General features: G+C 41.3%; 11 protein-coding genes and 3 tRNA genes. 6 read left to right on the forward strand and 8 right to left on the reverse strand.

The annotated features are described in order from the left end of the window. Nucleotides 1-145: 145 nt before the first annotated feature. The 3 genes from B9Y69_RS17800 to era form a co-directional block, all read right to left on the reverse strand. The gene (locus tag B9Y69_RS17800; RefSeq protein WP_085474346.1) at nt 146-1870 is read right to left on the reverse strand and encodes a RagB/SusD family nutrient uptake outer membrane protein; all 1725 of its coding nucleotides are present in this window, start codon (nt 1868-1870) and stop codon (nt 146-148) included. A gap of 13 nt (nt 1871-1883) precedes the next feature. Continuing rightward, nucleotides 1884-4946, reverse strand: a complete 3063-nt coding sequence (locus tag B9Y69_RS17805) for a SusC/RagA family TonB-linked outer membrane protein (protein ID WP_085474347.1) — start codon at nt 4944-4946, stop codon at nt 1884-1886. A gap of 577 nt (nt 4947-5523) precedes the next feature. Continuing rightward, on the reverse strand, nt 5524-6402 hold the full coding sequence (era, locus tag B9Y69_RS17810) for a GTPase Era (protein ID WP_085474348.1): 879 nt from the start codon (nt 6400-6402) through the stop codon (nt 5524-5526). 116 nt (nt 6403-6518) lie between these two features. Between era and B9Y69_RS17815 the strand changes: the two genes are divergently transcribed. From B9Y69_RS17815 to B9Y69_RS17825, 3 genes are all read left to right on the forward strand, one after another. After that, nucleotides 6519-6591, forward strand: a tRNA-Met gene (locus tag B9Y69_RS17815). A gap of 51 nt (nt 6592-6642) precedes the next feature. Then, a tRNA-Met gene (locus B9Y69_RS17820) sits at nt 6643-6715 on the forward strand. Between the two features lie 51 nt (nt 6716-6766). Beyond that, nucleotides 6767-6839: transfer RNA gene (locus B9Y69_RS17825), tRNA-Met, on the forward strand. Between the two features lie 103 nt (nt 6840-6942). On the opposite strand, the gene uvrC is transcribed toward B9Y69_RS17825, so the two are convergent. The 4 genes from uvrC to ispF all read right to left on the reverse strand — a co-directional run bounded on the left by uvrC (nt 6943) and on the right by ispF (nt 14906). Continuing rightward, nucleotides 6943-8751 carry an excinuclease ABC subunit UvrC gene (gene uvrC, locus B9Y69_RS17830; protein ID WP_085474349.1) on the reverse strand — a complete coding sequence of 603 codons (1809 nt, stop codon included), beginning with the start codon at nt 8749-8751 and terminating at the stop codon, nt 6943-6945. Between the two features lie 75 nt (nt 8752-8826). Beyond that, entirely contained in the window at nt 8827-11082 is a 2256-nt protein-coding gene (locus B9Y69_RS17835; RefSeq protein WP_085474350.1) for a penicillin-binding protein 1A, read from the reverse strand. A gap of 17 nt (nt 11083-11099) precedes the next feature. After that, a complete protein-coding gene (gene porW, locus B9Y69_RS17840) occupies nt 11100-14279 on the reverse strand; it encodes a type IX secretion system periplasmic lipoprotein PorW/SprE (RefSeq protein WP_085474351.1) in 3180 nt (1059 codons plus the stop codon). A 147-nt stretch (nt 14280-14426) separates the two neighbouring features. Further along, a complete protein-coding gene (gene ispF / locus B9Y69_RS17845) occupies nt 14427-14906 on the reverse strand; it encodes a 2-C-methyl-D-erythritol 2,4-cyclodiphosphate synthase (RefSeq protein WP_085474352.1) in 480 nt (159 codons plus the stop codon). Nucleotides 14907-15119: 213 nt separating this feature from the next. Between ispF and B9Y69_RS17850 the strand changes: the two genes are divergently transcribed. The 3 genes from B9Y69_RS17850 to B9Y69_RS17860 all read left to right on the forward strand — a co-directional run bounded on the left by B9Y69_RS17850 (nt 15120) and on the right by B9Y69_RS17860 (nt 18495). Next, a complete protein-coding gene (locus tag B9Y69_RS17850) occupies nt 15120-16655 on the forward strand; it encodes an SUMF1/EgtB/PvdO family nonheme iron enzyme (RefSeq protein ID WP_085474353.1) in 1536 nt (511 codons plus the stop codon). Between the two features lie 159 nt (nt 16656-16814). Further along, complete coding sequence (locus B9Y69_RS17855; protein ID WP_085474354.1) at nt 16815-17399, forward strand: RNA polymerase sigma factor; 585 nt, start codon at nt 16815-16817, stop codon at nt 17397-17399. 4 nt (nt 17400-17403) lie between these two features. Further along, nucleotides 17404-18495 carry a S1C family serine protease gene (locus tag B9Y69_RS17860; protein WP_085474355.1) on the forward strand — a complete coding sequence of 364 codons (1092 nt, stop codon included), beginning with the start codon at nt 17404-17406 and terminating at the stop codon, nt 18493-18495. A gap of 47 nt (nt 18496-18542) precedes the next feature. Here the strand turns inward: B9Y69_RS17860 and B9Y69_RS17865 are convergent, their stop codons facing one another. Next, nucleotides 18543-19178 carry a peroxiredoxin gene (locus tag B9Y69_RS17865; protein ID WP_085474356.1) on the reverse strand — a complete coding sequence of 212 codons (636 nt, stop codon included), beginning with the start codon at nt 19176-19178 and terminating at the stop codon, nt 18543-18545. Between the last annotated feature and the right edge of the window lie 7 nt (nt 19179-19185).

Consider the following 19185-nt stretch of genomic DNA (forward strand, 5'->3'; position numbering starts at 1 on the left):
CTCACGGCAACTAAATTTTTATGTCTGTATTATACTAAATACAAGGGCACAAAGTTACAATAAAATACGCTATTATTAAGGCGCAATAAAAAAATGGCTTTGCGATGAAGCAAAGCCATTTGATATACCAAATAATCGGTATTGATTATTGTGTTGGATTTTGTGTAAGGGCTCCTGGGTGCGTATCTATTGCACGTTGCGGAATAAAATAAATAACACGGTAATCCTTCGCTGTAATCTCTTCAAATTGCGCATGTGGACCAGGATACTGACGTGTTAGTGAACCACCGTTACGGAATACGTCATAGCTACGTTCGGCCTGGTAAGCCAACTCCAATTGACGCTCTTTATCGATACGCAAACTTGCATTTGAAGCATCTAATGAAGCATAACCACCACCCACAATAGAACGTGTACGAATCGTATTCAAATCACTTAATGCGGCGCTGTAATTACCCAATTTCGCGTACGCCTCTGCACGGTTCAAATAAATTTCGCCCAAACGACTGATTACAGGAGAGTGCAAATGTGAATCTTCACCTTCACGCGATGCTTTCGTAATATAGAATTGTGGATACACCCGATTCAATGTAATGAAGTTATCCAAGACACCTTGATATGTCTTACCGTCTTTATACGTGATCGAATAGATTTCTTGCGCAGCGTCTACCGGTGTTAACGTATAGGTTGTTACCACTTTATCAATAGTCTCTGAACACGTAATTGTATTTCCATTACGTGCTACTGTCAACTGCGCATAATTCAACACATCTTTCCCATCTTCTTTAATAAAGCGAAAAACTTCGGTAAACGCACCAGTTGTCGCATCCTTTCTATAAGTCGGTTCGATAAATGCAGCACGCGCATCTACTATCTTGTACTTACTTGGACGCCAATCATTGCGACCTGTTTCGTTCAACAGGTCAATATACTTCGCACTCGCATACATCTCGCCCCAACCTTGACCACCGATATTCGCATACATACCACCAATACCATAGTAATGGTCGCTACCGGAATACTCCGATGCTAGACGCTTAACCGCAAAAATGGTCTCTGGATTGTTTTCTGGGGTAAAGGTATTGTACTTCATAAATTGCTCTCTCCCAAGTAAAGCATGTTCCCCTGAGTTGATTACTTTATTCGCGTAATCAATCGATAGTTGTGCATACTCCGCATTTGGCGATTCGTACGTACCACTCATGTACAAGTACACACGCGAAAGGATTGCTTGAACAGCTGCTTTAGAAGCAAAAATAGGGCCTTTATCCTTTGTGATCATCGTTTCTGCTTTTTTCAGATCCGCTATAATCTGCTCGTATGTTTCTTTTACTGTCGCACGGTCAGGAAGCGTAATGTTCACAACATCATCTGGTGTACCATTTACAAGAGGCATACCCAAATTTACACTTGGATTATCATAGTAAGGACGACCATACGCGCGAACTAAGTAAAAATACATCAATCCACGGATGTAATAACACTCGCCTAATCTATTATCTAATTCTGCATTTTGTCCTTCCTTTACCATGTTGATGATATTGGAAGACTGCGCTATTGCCTTATAACCGGCAGACCAAAACTGGTTCAGGCGGCCATTATTTGGCGTACGCGAAAACGAGATGAATTCGTAAAAAGCGTCAGTAGACGAACCACGAATCATCATATTATCCCCCGCATATTCCCCGGCTCTGTGCATGGGGTCAGACCATGCTTTTAATTGCGCATACGTACCATTCATCAACGCATCGATTACCGCTTCCGGATCTTGGGTAATTTGTCCGGTATCCATCGATCCATAGGGTTCTTTTTCTAATTCACATGACACCAATGCAACAGATGCCAATAGAGCTATAAATATCTTTTTCATGTATTTTCAATCATTAAAATGAAACATTCAATCCAAGCATATACTTGCGCGTAGCCGGATACACTCCCGGACCTGCCGATCCTAGGACTGCGCCATCGTTGGCTGGGATTTCTGGATCTACACCCGAGTAATTAGTCCAAACAAATAGGTTTTCACCCGAGAAGAACACGCGAAGATTCTTAATTTTATACTGGCTTAAATTGAAATTGTAACCAACATTTAGTGCACGTAAGCGTAGGAAATCATTATCCTCAACAAAACGTGAAGACGGTTGGTTTCCTTGATCCTTATTGTTATACTTCGCCACAGGGTGCGTCGCTACATCGCCTGGTTTTTCCCAACGGCTCCAACCATCTTGTAGTTTCATCTGGTTTCTGTCTGTATACGTACCATCTGAATCATATTCTTGACGAGCGTAATTATAGATTTTACCGCCCAACGAATAACCAAAGGTTGCACTTAAATCAAATTTTTTATACTGTAAAGCGGTAGAGAAACCACCAAATAGCTTCGGCGATGCTTTATCCAACTTTTCGAAAGTTGCTTGTGCATAGTTCGATGTTGTGGTACGATCCGTTTCATTACCGTTGGCATCACGCGTTACTTTGTACCACATTGGCGCACCTGTTTCTGTATTCACACCAGCCCACTCTTTTAGATAATAGGTATCGACAGGTAAGCCCGGCTGCAGGATGCGTTGCGCCGATCCCGCGATATTCATACCGTCGCCTATAATAAGCGGTTTAACCGTGTAACTTCCATCCGCATTTTTTGTCGGGTACAAGTTCACTAACTTATTCGTATTGTGCCCCACATTGATATCAAAACTCCACAACAAATCATTTGTCCGGATAATATCTGCTCCCACAGAAATCTCGATACCTTTATTGTTCATCTCCCCAACATTCTGCCACATTGCGCCGATCCCCATCAGTTCACTGATTGGCACTTGGTAGATAATATTGTCTGTATTTTTATTATAATAATCTACAGTTGCACGAAGTCTGTTCTGGAAAAAAGCAGCATCCACACCAACACCCGTTGTGTAAGTCTGTTCCCATGTCAAGTCCTTATTGCCTGCCTGCGCGATCAAAGCACCAGCGCCTCCATTATAATTAGTTGTGACGGAGTATAGATTGTACTGTGGATACAGCGAGCTTGGACGGTTACCTGCAGAACCATAGGAAGCGCGTAGCTTTAACGCATCAACATAATCCGCTTTAAACCAATTCTCCCTATGGATGTTCCATCCTCCACTAATGGAGAAGAAATTTCCATATTTCGCATTAGTACCAAAGTTTGAAGCTCCATCACGACGCAAAGACCCCTCGATCAAATATTTTCCATCATACGTATAGTTCGCTTTGGAAATCATCGACTGCATCGCCCACTCACTGATACCACCTTTAGTACGCTCTGGTTTAGCCACAACATCTAAAACTTCAAAGCCTGGCAAAAATCCAACCCCATAAGCATCTAATGTCTTACCCCAGTAGTCATTAAATTCGTAACCACCAACCGCAAACAAAGTATGTGGCCCCCATGATTTATTAACGGTCAACATCTGACTGGTGTATCGTCTGGCTGACTCCGAACGATAGTCGGTAATCCTTCCGCCTACACTCAAGCCGCCATTAGATCTCGGATCAGTATATCCAGCACCTGAATACGTAATATAACGATAGTTATTAACCGAATTGAAAGTTAACCAACTAGTCAATTTAACATCAAAATCCAAATTACCCATCAATTCATAGTTCACATTGGAAGAATGGTTCCACTGCAAATCGTATAAGTAGTTTGTACTTGCGCTATTCACCCAGTTTGGAGAGCGGTGCGGCTCTAGTTTACCATTGGCATCAAACGGACTATCCCAAGGCAAATTAGAATACATCGCCGTTACCGAGTATTGTCTGTCTTCTACGCCACGACGAGCACCTGAAATAGCAGGTTTGATAGATAACCAATCAAAGGGTTTATATACCTGTGTGATACGCGCGTTGTAACGTTTGTAATCATACCCTTTAACAGCTCCCTTTTCATCATACATACCTAATGAGAAGAACGATTGTAGTTTCTCTGTACCACTAGAAACAGAAACGTTATGGTTCTGTACAAACCCACTCTTGGTTGCTAATTTCCACCAATCGAAGTTGCTGTTCCGTAAATCAGCATTCCAACGTGGAAAAGAGATAGTGTTGGCATTCTGAAAAGAAGCATAATAGTCATACAACTCCTCACCATTCATCATTTCTACATTACCGTTGTTCAATGTATTGAAACCAGCACGTGAAGATATATTCAACGATGTTTTACCAACTTTTGCGCCCTTCGTTTTCACTAACACAACACCGTTCGCACCCTGAGAACCGTAGATCGCCGTCGACGCAGCATCTTTCAAGACCGTCATCGTTTCGATATCATCGGGGTTTAAATCTCCTGCGCTAGACCCTACAATTACACCATCGATTACCCATAACGGGCTTGCAGTTCCATTTAAGGTTGCTTGACCACGAATAACAACAGCTCCTCTTGATCCCGGCTGACCTGACCCCGGAGAAACGTATGCTCCGGAAACTTTGCTGTTCAGCATGTTCTCCACCGACGGATTGGTAATATCACGTAGCTCATCGCCTTTAACCACCTGCATCGCGCCAGTTAGACTTTCCTTTTTCTGAACGCCATAACCAACCACAACAACTTCCTCTAAGGCTTCATCACTACTTTTCAATACAACCTGCATTACATTACCTTGCACCACTTGGCTATAAGGTTCAAATCCAACCGCGGAGAAAACGAGGGTTTCACCCGCTTTCGCTTGGATGGAGAAGTTACCTTGTGCATCTGTCAATGTAGCCTGTGTAGGGCTACCTTTTACAGCCACTGTTACACCAGCCTCTGGCCCATTGGCGGAGGTTACTCGACCGGTTACTGTTTGTTGATAAAAAACATTCGCATAGGCATTCACTGTATTTCCAAGCACTGGCACCAAAGGCGCAGAAACACTCAGCATCAATACAGAAGCCAACCGAAAACTCTTACCGATGAACAAGGGATTTGTAGATCTCTTTGTCATAAAAATTGCTTTTAGGGTTTTCTTTTTCTAGTAGATTACCATAATCTAGTTGGCACCAAATTAACTTAAAGTAACCTAATCAAAAATTCCATGTTAAACGAAAACGTTTGCGTAAAATAACACAAACGTTTGCATTGCAACTAATTCATATCCAATAAATAACAAAGACAAAAACATTGTTTAAAATACCCCTGAGTGGGAAAATTTACATTTTACGAAATACAATAAATAACAAAAGAATTGCAAAACAAAAAAGTAGTTACAACTCTACAGCAAAAACAAAGCGATGAATAGTCCGTAAAATACTGGAAACAAATAATTGACAGGAGGTAAAAAGATTGATAAACAACTATAAAACAAGAAGCTTAACCTGATAAATACATGTGGAAATAATAGGCAATTACAGCATTAGCATTATTATGTAACATTCCAATACAATAACGCAAAAAGAAGCATTCCTATCCTTTTATCCCATCAGTGGAGGTAGATTATAAATACGGCTCCATTTTACAAAAAAAAATGCTTCGTCAATTTCTGACGAAGCATGATATAAAAATCTTAAACAAGAGATAAAAGACTAGTCGTCGTATCCAAACTGCTTTAAGTAGTTCTTTTTACTACGCCAATCGGGAATAACTTTAACAAACAGCTCTAGGAATACTTTTCCATCAATAAAGGTTTCAATATCCTGTCGTGCATAGGTACCCACCTTCTTGATCATCTCCCCGCCTTTTCCGATGATAATATTTTTTTGCGAATCGCGCTCTACAATAATCTCCGCTGCGATCCGTGTAATCTTAGCCTCCTCTTTGAAAGACTTAACAATAATTTCCGTACTGTATGGAATTTCTTTATCGTATAATTTAAATACCTTCTCCCTAATAATCTCCGAAACAAAGAAGCGCATATTACGATCCGTCAATTCATCCTTCGCGTAAAACGGTGGATGGACAGGAAGCTTTTCTTTAATATATTCCATGATCCCCGACACTCCGTATTCCAGTTTCGCCGAAATCGCAAACACAGCATCCGGATTGATTTTCTCTTTCCAGAACTCAACCTTACTCATTACCTCTTCTTCCGACGACTTATCGATTTTATTAATCAACACCGCTACAGGAGAAGCTGTCTTGCGCAATTTTTCGATGACATCATTTTCATCGTATTTCTCGTGTATATCTGTAACAAAAAGAATAACATCCGCGTCAATTAGCGATCCTTGCACGAAATTCATCATCGATTCCTGCAATGAATAGTTCGGTTTTATCACACCCGGGGTATCAGAAAACACAATTTGATAGTTTTCTTCATTAACAATACCAATTATTCGGTGCCTTGTGGTTTGTGCTTTTGGTGTAATAATAGACATCTTCTCTCCTACTAATGAGTTCATTAGTGTAGATTTACCGGCATTCGGCTTGCCTATGATACTTACGAATCCTGCTTTATGCGACATTTTTTGCGTTCTTTATTTGGAATACAAAGAAACAAATAATATCTTTGTGCTCCAATAAAAGGAAATGATATCTTGCGTTTCACCAAAAACAACGCAGATTTTAGATAAAAATATATTGCGGGGTGGAGCAGTTGGTAGCTCGTCGGGCTCATAACCCGAAGGTCATCAGTTCGAGTCTGATCCCCGCTACTAAAAGAGCTAGGTGGCAATGCACCTAGCTCGAAGAAATTTAAAATACATTGCGGGATGGAGCAGTTGGTAGCTCGTCGGGCTCATAACCCGAAGGTCATCAGTTCGAGTCTGATCCCCGCTACTAAAAGAGCTAGGTGGCAATGCACCTAGCTCGAAGAAACTTAAAATACATTGCGGGATGGAGCAGTTGGTAGCTCGTCGGGCTCATAACCCGAAGGTCATCAGTTCGAGTCTGATCCCCGCTACTACCAAGCCTTTAGGAAACTAAAGGCTTTTTTTATGCCCTAAAAATTTAGAAATATTACGTACATAGTTAAGCGGTAGTTCCCACTTAACTATTCGCTTGGTTTATCCAGCACCTTCCATAAAGTAAGCGCGCAACGCCACAAGCTGCTTTTGGTTCAACACCGTCCGCAGCTCTTCATCCGAAGCCTCCTTAACCTTCTTCGCTGACTTAAAGGTCTTTAATAATTTCTCCACCGAGGTCTTTCCGATTCCTGGAATATTCTCCAACTCCGACACAAAAGTCTTCCGGCTGCGTTGATTCCGGTGGAACGTAATACCAAAACGGTGTGCCTCATCCCGCAAATGCTGTATCACTTTCAATGTTTCGGATTTCTTATCCAGATACAATGGATATTGGTCCCCTGGGTAATATAACTCTTCGAGTCTCTTCGCAATTCCGATCACAGTCAGCTGCTTTTCAATCCCCAACAACTTCAAGCTCTTCATAGCCGCGCCTAATTGCCCCTTGCCACCATCGATCACGATCAACTGAGGTAAGTCTCCACCTTCATCTAAAACACGACGATAGCGCCTAAAAACAGCCTCCTCCATGGTCGCAAAGTCATCAGGCCCCACCACAGTCTTTACATTAAAATGCCGGTAATCCTTTTTCGATGGCTTTGCATCCTTAAACACCACAATGGCGGATACGGGATAACTACCCTGAATATTCGAGTTATCAAAACACTCTATATGTCGCGGCAGAACGTTCATCCGTAAATCTTTTTGCATTTGCTTTAAGACTCTATCGGTCTTCACCTCTGGGTTTAGACGCTCATACTGCAACATACGTTCTTTTTTAAAATAGGCGACGTTCTTGAGAGACAATTCTAACAGGTTTTTCTTTTCTCCAACTTTAGGAACGGTAAACTTAATCGATTCATCTGACTCGATATCCAACTCAAAGGGAACGATTATTTCTCTCGAAGTACTTCTAAAGCGCCCCCTAATCTCCGGTATAGCTAATGCCAATAATTCTTGTTCCGTTTCATCCAACCGTTTCTTCATTTCTAGCGTCTGCGTCTGAATAACCACCCCATGAACCACCTTCAGATAATTCACAAAGGCATAATTATCCTCCGAGGCAATACTGAAAACATCGACGTTGGTAATAGAAGAACTCACGACCGTAGACTTACTCTGGTAATTAGACAGTTTATCCAACTTACTTTTCAACAGGTGCGCCCCCTCAAAATTCAGCTCGTTAACAGCTTGTTGGATATCTTCTTTTAAACGACTTGTAACAACCGAAATCTTCCCATTTAGAATGTCTTTTATATCCATCAAATTTTGGTTATAATCTACTTCTGTTTGAAAGCCTTCACAAGGTCCTTTACAATTTCCGATTTGGTACTCGAGACATACCTTGTACTTCCCTTTCGCAATATTCTCGGGCGCTAAATTCAAATTGCACGTACGTAGCGGAAACAATTCTCGGATCATATCCAAAATAACATGCATCATCCCCAACGAAGCGTAAGGCCCATAATATCGGGAACCATCTTTCACATACTGGCGCGTCCAATAGATCCGTGGGAAATGTTCATTCTTGATCACGATCCAAGGGTAGGTCTTATCATCTTTCAACAAGACATTATAACGAGGCTTGTACTTCTTGATGAGGTTGTTCTCGAGTAGCCAGGCATCAATTTCTGTATCTACAATCGTGAAAGCTATTCGGTTTATTTTACGGACCAATACCCGTGTTTTACCATTTAACTGTGCTTCATTTACAAAATAAGAGCCTACCCTATTCCGCAGGTCTTTCGCTTTTCCAATATAAATGAGTTCATCATTCTTATCGAAATACTGATAAACCCCCGACTTGTGGGGTATCTTTTTTAACTCTTCTCTGTAATTAAACGAATCCATATCAATAAAAAATGCCGAACAACAAATTTCGTTAAAATTTATTGTTCGGCAATAGTAAGTATCTATAAACTACTGCTAAAATCCGAGTCGGTCATCATCGAGCGAACTTTGTTCCTCGGTGCCTCCACCGGTTCCATAAAACGGAACATAACGGCTACAGTCTATCTCGCGCGTCAATCCTCCCGGTGGCTGCGGAAAATCACCTTGCGTATAATGCAGGCTTTTATCGTTGTACACTTTCTTCATATACAAACCAAATATTGGCAATGCGGCCGAAGCACCTTGTCCCGAAGCCATACTATAGAAGCGAATACCACGATCTTCAGCCCCCGTCCAAATACCCGTGACCAAATCAGGTGTAATCCCAATGAACCACGCATCCGAGTTGTCATTCGTTGTACCAGTCTTACCTCCGATTGGATTAGTTAACCCGCCATACTCCGCTCGTCGCAAACGGGAAGCCGTTCCACCATCAACTACACCTTTTAACATATCAACCATAATATAGGCGGACTCGCTATTAATCACTTTAACGACTTTCGGAGAGCGCTCATAAATCGGCGTACCATTTTTATCTTCAATACGTAAAATCATTGTCGGCTCCACCCATGTTCCATGGTTTACAAAAGCCGAATAAGCACCAACCATATCAAAAACAGAGGCTTCATAAGCTCCCAAAGAGATAGAAGGATAGCTCGGTACATTTGAAGTAATTCCCATTTTCTTGGTTAAAGCCGCTACATTGGATGCTCCCACTTCATTAATCACATAGGCTGATGCAAAGTTCTGTGAATATTTAAGCGCATTTTTCAATGTAATAGGATCTCCACCTTGCACTGTTCCACGTGGGGTCCAATCGCCGTAGCTACGGGAATGATTAGGCACCGTAAAACAAGGTGAATAGCCGTTATCAATGGCTACCGCATAGGTAAATGGTTTCGCTGTTGACCCGACCTGACGCTGCGCCAATTTCACGTGGTCAAATTTAAAATGCTCAAAATCAATACCACCAACCCATGCCTTGATATGGCCTGTTGAAGGCTCCATAGACATCACGGCGTTGCGGAGAAACAATTTATTGTACCGTATAGAATCCATCGGAGACATTACCGTGTCCACACTTCCTTTATAGGTAAACAAAGACATAGGCACCTTCTCCTTGAAAGCCTTTTTGATTTCCTCCTCCGAGTGCCCCGCATCTTTCATCATACGGTAACGATCAGACCGTCTCATTCCACTCACCAAAAGCTTTGCATTATCACCACGGAAAGGATCCGCACTGCGATACTGACGGTCAAAGTCACGTTGCAACTTCATCATCCATTCTTTTTGTGCATCTTCCGCGTACTGTTGCATCGCGTAATTTATTGGTGTATAGATTTTCAGACCATCTTTATCTAAATCATATGGCGTACCGTCTGGCTTAGTAATTGATAATCGTTGAAATTCTTTCTTAATCTCTTCCTTCAGTACGGCTCTAAAATAAGGCGCTAACCCTTCTCCGTAATTAGAAATACGCAACTTTAGATTAATCGGTTTGGCCTTCGCTGTTTCCGCCTCCTCGGCAGAGATAAACGATTGTGCAGACATATTATTCAGCACGGTATTCCGACGCGCAAGTGCATTTTCTGGATATTTTACAGGCGAATATAAGGTTGTACCTTTCAACATACCGACCAACATTGCAGCTTGATCAGCGGTTAATTTATCTGGCGTGGTATTGTAAAAAGTCCGCGCAGCCGACTTAATACCATATGTATTCTTATACCCATAATCTACGGTATTAAAATACATGGTTATAATCTCTTCTTTGGTATAGCTACGCTCTAATCGAACGGCCGTTAACCATTCCTGAAATTTCTGCATTACACGTTTGATCGTGCTCCGTTCACGGCGTTCCGCAAATAGATTCAGAGCAAGCTGCTGTGTAATGGTACTACCGCCTTGCTTACTTCCTGTCAATGTATGTAATACAGAAGTTATAGTTCGGGAATAATCGATCCCCGAGTGTTCGTAAAAACGCTTATCTTCTGTGGAAATTAACGCCTGCACCAAGTATGGTGACAGTTCACTGTATTTAACATTCGATCGGTTGTGTTTATAGTATGTACCTAAAACTTTTAGATCTTCTGATAGTACCTCAGATGCCAAATTACTTTTGGGGTTCTCTAATTCCTGAAAGGAAGGTAACTTCCCGAAAACACCTATTCGTACGCTTACAACAAATAAAACAGCAATCGCAACACATGCTAAGAATATTTTCCAAAGTCCTTTGGTATATCTCTTTACATCTTCCTCCGTCAGCTGATTTTGCTTAGACTCTCTTTTCATTGAATTTCAATATAGTGTTATTGCTCTATATATATTTGATGGTAATTCTTAATCATAATACCATCAGTTAATGTGCCAATTACTTCTTTTGTGATGATAAAAGTATTGTAATCCTCTACCGGGATCTTCATCAATTCCGGAAGCAAAGGTAATATTCTGGACTCATAAGTTTTCACTTCTTCATAAGATTCGAACGGTCCGATAAAAAGAAGCTGATTTTCAGCATTAACCAATTTCAATTGGTGATTCAGTTCCGCCCGCGCATATCGAGAACGATTAAACTGCCCGATACCATATCGACTTGGCGCCAGATTTACGCGCGGATCTTTCACATTGACCGTAAAGAAATAAGTGCCTTTATCCGGGAAGAGCTTCTTATCCCGATATTCATTCGGACCGTAGTTTATTTTAACCTCACCGACATCAACTCCTGTAGCATCCAATTTAACATTGGTGTTCACCCCTTTCCCCGCATTCACACCCGTACCTGTTTTTTGTTGCCCAAGTGCCAAGGCTAAACGCTGCTCTTCTTCTTCAATTGTCCCCAGATTAGCCACAATCGTTTCTTCCTTCTTCTGCAAATTAACATCGACTTTGGCAGCGCCAATATTTGTTTTTATATCTTTTGCCTTGGTCGTCATCTCCCCAGCCAAAAGCAACTCGATCTCCTTACGTTCTTCTTCCGTCTTTGGTTTCTCTTCTTTCGGCTTCTCTTCTTTAACCTTCGGCTTCTCCTCTACCTTAGCGATAACATCTTCTTTCGGTTTAGGCTTAATAATAGCAACCCCAGTACGGTAATCACCATTAATATCCAAGGATGGCCAAGGGGTCATATCTGGTTCATCCACAAAGGCGATGCGACTTTTATCAATATCCTGAAGCGCATTCACCCGATTAACAAACATGGATGGATTCTTCTCCACAAATGCAATATTCTCCATTGCAAGAGGCACAACCAAACTATCTTCCGGATACTTCTCTACAATCTTTCCTAACGCATTGGTAAAATCATCTACCCGCCCAACTCGTCCAATAGCAAGTGCTTTCAGGTATTCAATTTGCGCCACCATTCCGGTACGTTGGAAAACACCTTCCAACTCTTCATTTGCTTGTTTAATAACCGCAACATGATCGCCTGCTGTATACAACGCAAATAACTTCTCAAAAGCACGATCCAGCACACGTTTATCCCGATTGATCTTATCCATATAATAGGGATCTTTAGCCACCATTGCATGCAATGAATTTGGATACATCTGAATCAGACGATCTTTATAAGCGGCACTTTTCACCGCGTCTACCCCATCATACATACGGTACAGTGAATAATAAATCTCTGCGCCCGCAGCAGTATTCGGAAAACGCGCTAAGAAAGACTCGTAGGCTATGATGGCATCCTTATTATCTTTCGTATAGTCACGGTAGATATTACCGATCACGATCATGTTATCGTGTACGATTTTTAACCTCTTGTCATAATCTCCTTGCACTGTCGGCACTGAATCCAAGAAACGGCTCTTCTCTGCGGCCAAAAAAGCAACCGCATCAAACGTATCTTTTGGTGTAGTCACCTTACTTGCTGTCTCCACAGTCCCTGTCTGAGCCACTAACGAAGGCGTATTGTCGCCCGAGAATCGCCAATCATCTTTTAACTGTCTATTTCCCCACTTTCGTTTAAAGTCGGAAGTCCCCAACAGCATCGCATCTTGGTTATTGAAATAAAACTTGTTCCCTGTAAAGCTACTTGTAGCTGCACTCGTAGGCGTATTGTTCAACGCCAAGACATTGCTATTCACAAAGGTGCCAGTTTGTTGTCCCTTTTCCTTTTTCCCTTTCTTATTGCGGGCAGCCTCTTGCTCCAGTTGCTTTTGTTTCATTATAAGACTTGCACCTGCATATTTCCCCACCATCTCTTGACGATCATTTTCATTTAGCTTTCCTAAACTGATCAACGTATCTTGCCAAAGATTATTTTCGTATAAGGCCGTTAATTTTGACATGTACGCCAATTTTCGCGTAACGCGATCTACATCAGTGTAATCCGAAGGCAAAGCCGTTGCAAGACTATCATAGTAGTTTTGTGCGTGCTTATAGTCTTTCTTTTGGAAAAGATAATCGCCGTATGTCAGATACGTTTCGGCCGTTTGGTAGCTATTGCGATTCGGTTCTGCTAAGGATTTATTAAAATATGAAAAGGCTTGTGCTTCATCATTTTCTGCCAGATAGATCCGGCCTATTTCAAATAAAATCTGATCTTTATATCCATCGTTCTTTCCTTCCTTCAACATAGACTTCAGTGGCTTCACCCGTTCGACAAGTGCCCCTCCACGGATTGCCCCGGTTAAAAAAGCGGCTTGTAAGCTCGCCTCGAATGACATATCATAGGGAACATTAGCTTTTGCAATCTTTTCAAACAAACCGAAGGCCTGATCACGCTGACCATTGTCCGCGTACAATTGCGCTAATAAGAAACGCCATCTATTTTTGTCGTAAGGATCCTTATTGGATTCAATCGCATATTCTAAAAAAGGAATAGCCTCCAGCTCTTTACCAACACGAATCAAGGCATTTGCCTTAGCCGCATTCACAAAGGTTCGGGTCTTCAAGCTTTCATCCAGAAACATAAAAGCCGAATCAACGGCCGATAGCGCTTTCTCCGGTTTCCCTATCTGCAAAAAAGATCGTGACTTCCAGGCATAAGCCAGCGGCCGATAGGAAGGTGCATCTGCGGCCTCTTTGATCAACTTATCAAAAAATTCAATAGCTGTGTAATAGGACCCTTTAAGGTAATAGGCACGACCAATGATATAATAAGCTTCTTGAATATATTTACTTTCTTGCTTGGTATTTACAATTTTGTATGCCTTTTGAATTAAAGAATCCATGGCTTTATGTGGATCGCCATTCGCTGTTGGTTCATCAAACACCGTTAATCGAACCTGGTAGTTTTTATTTGCACCGCTGTAAATACTTTTCCGCTCTGCATTTAACATCAAGTTGGAGTTATACAATATATTGTACTTCGATGTTAGATTTTGAAAAAAATCGGTCTTTGCTGTATCATCAATTGATTTCTTTCCCGCTGCAGACTTCCCTTTGAAGAGGCCACAGGCAGATGCCACAAACAACAGAAGAACAAATAGCAACGGCACAATAGAAAGCCGTTTGCAAATACGATGCTTAATATTTACAATCATGAATATGACAATCTTTATCCTGAACAAAAAGACAGGCAAATAGTTCACACAAAAATACCATTATTCAAATAAATTTTAGCTACAAAAATTTTAAAAATAGTTAATTATCAACAGCGTAGTAAAACTGCCACAATTAAACACTAAAAATTACTTCTTTTCAAGTAAACAAACGGCATAAGCTACAACACCTTCTTGTCGACCTATAAACCCCATCGTTTCATTGGTTGTAGCCTTAATCGAAATATCCTCGACATCCAAACCTGTCACCTCTGCAATATTTGCTTTCATCGCCTGGATATAAGGCTTGATCTTCGGTGCTTCCAGACAAAGCATGGCGTCAATGTTTCCCAGTACAAAATTTTTCTCACTAATAAGTCGGATACATTCTTTCAACAGCAACAAACTACTGATTCCCTTCCACTTCATATCGGTGTTAGGGAAGTGATAACCAATATCTTCCAAGTTAGCAGCCCCTAAAATAGCATCACATATCGCATGCACCAATACATCCGCATCCGAATGCCCGAACGCACCGGCATGATGCTCCAACTGAACACCACCAACAATAAATGGGTGCCCCTCTTTTATTTGGTGCACATCAAATCCAAAACCAACTTTAATTTTCATAATTCACGAAGTTAGACATTAATTGCAGATATACGAATCACCATTCTGTAGTCGGGCTACCACACTTTTAGAATTTTAACATTTTTTAAGACTTCGACCAAACATCTTGGTACGAAATCAGCTTGTATCTTTAAGAGAGAATAAATTTTATTTCTTACTTTTGAAAAGTTAAATTCATAATTTTAATTTATGAGGTTCAAGAAATACTTTGTTATGAAGAAAATGGTGCCACTAACATTGGCAATCTGTTCCCTTATTGCTTTATCAGCTTGTAGTAAAATCAGTAAGTCGGGAAAGAGTGGTGACGTATCGCCCAAAACTGGGGTTGCCTACAACGATCCTAATAATGGTGGCCTTCATATCAACAGAAAAGTGAAAGAAACACCAGGCCCGGGTTTAGTGGCTGTAGAGGGTGGTACATTTGTAATGGGCGGAAGTTTAAACGAAGACTTAGGCTATGCCTATGACAATGTGAAACGTCGTGTTACGGTTGCCTCTTTTTATATTGATGAAACCGAGGTATCTAATGCCGATTGGCTGGAGTACTTACATTGGATCGCACAAAATTTCCCAGATGATGGTAAACTGTACTATGATGCATTGCCCGACTCCTTAGTTTGGCGCCATCCGTTATCCTATAATGAACCTTACGTAAATCTATATTTACGTCACCCGTCATTCCAAGATTATCCCGTAGTTGGCGTTTCTTGGGAACAGGCAACAGCCTACTGTCAGTGGCGTACCGACCGTGTCAATGAAAACGTATTGCGTAAATCAGGCATGTTGGTCGACTATAAAACGCGCTCGGAACAAAAAACAACAGGCGACGCTTTCAACACGGAAATCTACCTTAACGGCCAGCTCAAAGGCGAAGGTATTGACGGTCCAAATATGCCAAAAGATAATCGCCCTGGTGCTGCCCCTGAAGCGAAACGTACAGTACGCATGGAGGACGGTATCCTAAAACAACCATACCGACTACCAACAGAAGCCGAATGGGAATATGCCGCTTTAGGTCTAATTGGCAATACGGTACAAGGAAATATCGAAAATAGCCGTACTTATCCTTGGAGTGGTTTAGGCGTGCGCTCCGATAAACGTAAAAATCAGGGTCGCATGTTAGCAAACTTCAAAATTACAAGCGGTAATAATATGGGAGTTGCAGGCGACTTAAACGACGGTGGTGATATAACCGTGCCTGTCACAAGCTATGCACCAAACGATTTCGGTCTTTATAATATGGCTGGTAATGTGAACGAATGGGTGAACGACGTATACCGCCAACTATCGTTTGAAGATTTTGAAGACTTCAACCCTTTCCGTGGTAATGTATTTATGGACAATAAATACGAAAATGCAGAAGGCCGTGTTTTGGCGAAAGACAAATACGGACGTCCGGTAAAAGTACCTGCAAAAGCGCCACGTAAACAAACATGGGAAGAGCTTCAGGCAGCTAAAGGTAATGAAGATGCAGCAAGCAGCTACCAATATGATGCCCGCGGTTTTGATGATGAGGAGATGAAAGAGCTCTATGGTAAAACAACCTTAATCAACAACAAAAGTCGTGTTTTCAAGGGCGGTTCTTGGAACGATCGTGCATACTGGTTAAATCCAGCGACGCGTCGTTTCATGCAACAAGATGAGTCCAATGCTATGGTTGGTTTCCGTTGCGCTATGACAATGGTGGGAAATGTTTTCGGTCCAACAAGCAAAGCTAAGAATGCACCAAAAAGAAAGTCACAGCCATAATTTGTGACTACACCATAAAAAAGACACCTAATTAAAGAACAACATACTTTTTAGGTGTCTTTTTTTTGAATATATTAGCCCCTAGTACCGACTAAATTTCACAAAATAAAAATTCCTCTGTGAAACAAGGTTACTATTTGATTAAAAAGGTATTAATAAGTGAGTAAGGAGAAAAGCGACATTGGCATTGATGAGGAAATCATCCTAGGGATCCGAGAGGGGAACAATTTGGCGGTACAGAAATTGTATAAACTGTATTACCCGCCAGTATTGAAGATGATCATCAACAATAGTGGAAGTTCGGAGGAAGCGCAAGATATCTTTCAGGAAACCGTTATGGTCCTGTACGACAAAATCAATAAAGGAGACTTTGAACTTTCAAGCAAGCTAAAAACATTTCTTTATGCTGTTTCTAAGCGTTTGTGGCTGAAACAACTTACTCGAGGCGAGTCCAAATATCGCAAAGATTCAATCGATGACTATGAGGACTCCCTGGTTGCTGATGAGGCTGGAGATGCAGTCCAGGAGCATGAAACCATAGAAAAAAATCTGCTGCAAATGGAGCAGGCTTTAGCCGGATTAGGCGAACCGTGTAAAACGATTCTCTATGATTTCTATATCTTGAACAAATCGATGGCAGATATTTGCGAAAAATTCGGTTATACCAATACCGATAACGCAAAGACCCAAAAGTACAAATGCCTACAGCGACTGAAGAAGTTTTTTTTCAAAAGTGTTAGTTAGAAGAATGAGGAGTTTAAGTCAACAAGAGTTTATAGATTGGGCAGATTTGTATCTGCGGAAAGAGCTTACGCCGGAAGATAATGAACGGTTTGAGTCTTTTTGCGCAGAGAATCCCCCATATCGTGCCCGATTTGAGGAGCACAAATCTTTAATAGAAAATATCCAAGTTACAGCAGATCGGCTTGCTTTCAAAGCGACACTACAGTCGGCCGCCGAGGCATTCCATCAGGAAGAAAAACCTAAAGCGCCCACTAAAGTAGTCTCACTTTGGGACCGCTATAAATTCAATGCTGCTGTTGCTGCTGCGATTGCTATTATCTCTGTTTTCTCCACCTTATGGCTGACGGGATATTACTCCAATTTACGAAAAACGTCATCCGACTATAGTGCGCTCCGTCGAGATATGAATACCGTAAAACGGAATGTTAACGCCCATAACGATGCCATAAAGAATATCAATAGCAACACCAGTAACGAAGCTATTCATTACGGAGCGACCGGTTTTATGATCACCAAGGACGGTTATGTTGTCACAAACTATCACGTCATCAGCGGAGCCGATTCTATTCATCTGCAAAACCATAAAGGACAATCCTATAAGGCTGATATCATTTTTACCAATGCGGAAAAAGATTTAGCAATCTTACATATTAACGATTCGACATTTAAATCGCATAAAAATGTACCTTATACCTTTAAAAAGCAAGATTCAGAACTTGGAGAAGATATCTACACCATAGGTTTCCCTCGGGATGAAGCGGTGTATGGACAAGGTTACCTAAGCTCTTCCACAGGGTATGCAGGAGATACATTGGCTTATCAAATATCCATTCCGGTTAACCCTGGAAATAGCGGTGGACCTGTGCTGGATAAAGAAGGTAATATCATCGGTATCATTAGCGGTAAACAAAAAGGAATTGACGGTGCCGCCTTTGCCATAAAAACAAAGGCCCTAATAGAGACGCTCAATAGTATCCCCGCAGATATATTACGTGGTAATGTGGTCCTGACGAACAAAAACAGTTTAAACCACCTATCACGGACAGATCAGATCAAGAAACTTCAAGACTACATTTATATAGTTAAGGTGTATTAATAAATCTAAGTAATAAAAAACGGGCATCTAATTAGATGCCCGTTTTTTTATTTGTTCGGTTGTGGAGTCGTACGTAAATAAGGTTTTATTTCTTTAAACCCTTTTGGAAACTTACCAGCGATATCCTCCGTTTTAATAGCAGGAACGACAATTACATCCTCCCCATCTTTCCAATCAGCAGGTGTTGCTACAGAATAATCAGCCGTCAGCTGTAACGAATCGATCACACGAAGAATTTCATTAAAGTTACGCCCTGTTGAAGCCGGGTATGTCAGTGTCAATTTAATCTTTTTATCGGGACCAATTACGAAGACAGAACGTACAGTTGCCGTCGCTAAAGCGTTCGGATGGATCATGTCATACAACTCAGCTACCTTCTTATCCTCGTCTGCAATAATAGGGAAATCCACTGTTGTATTTTGTGTTTCGTTAATATCTTTAATCCAATCCAGGTGATCGGCAACAGAATCGACACTCAATGCCAATACCTTCACGTTACGCTTTTCAAACTCACCTTTCAACTGTGCAGTCCGTCCTAACTCAGTCGTGCAAACAGGGGTGTAATCAGAAGGGTGAGAATAAAGAACCGCCCAGCTACCATCGATATAATTATAAAAATCGATATCTCCTATTGTTGTTTTCGCCTGAAAGTTAGGCGCTTCGTCTCCTAGTCTTAAACTCATTGTCTTT

It is taken from the genome of Sphingobacterium psychroaquaticum, assembly GCF_900177625.1.
GTDB classification, from domain to species: domain Bacteria; phylum Bacteroidota; class Bacteroidia; order Sphingobacteriales; family Sphingobacteriaceae; genus Sphingobacterium; species Sphingobacterium psychroaquaticum.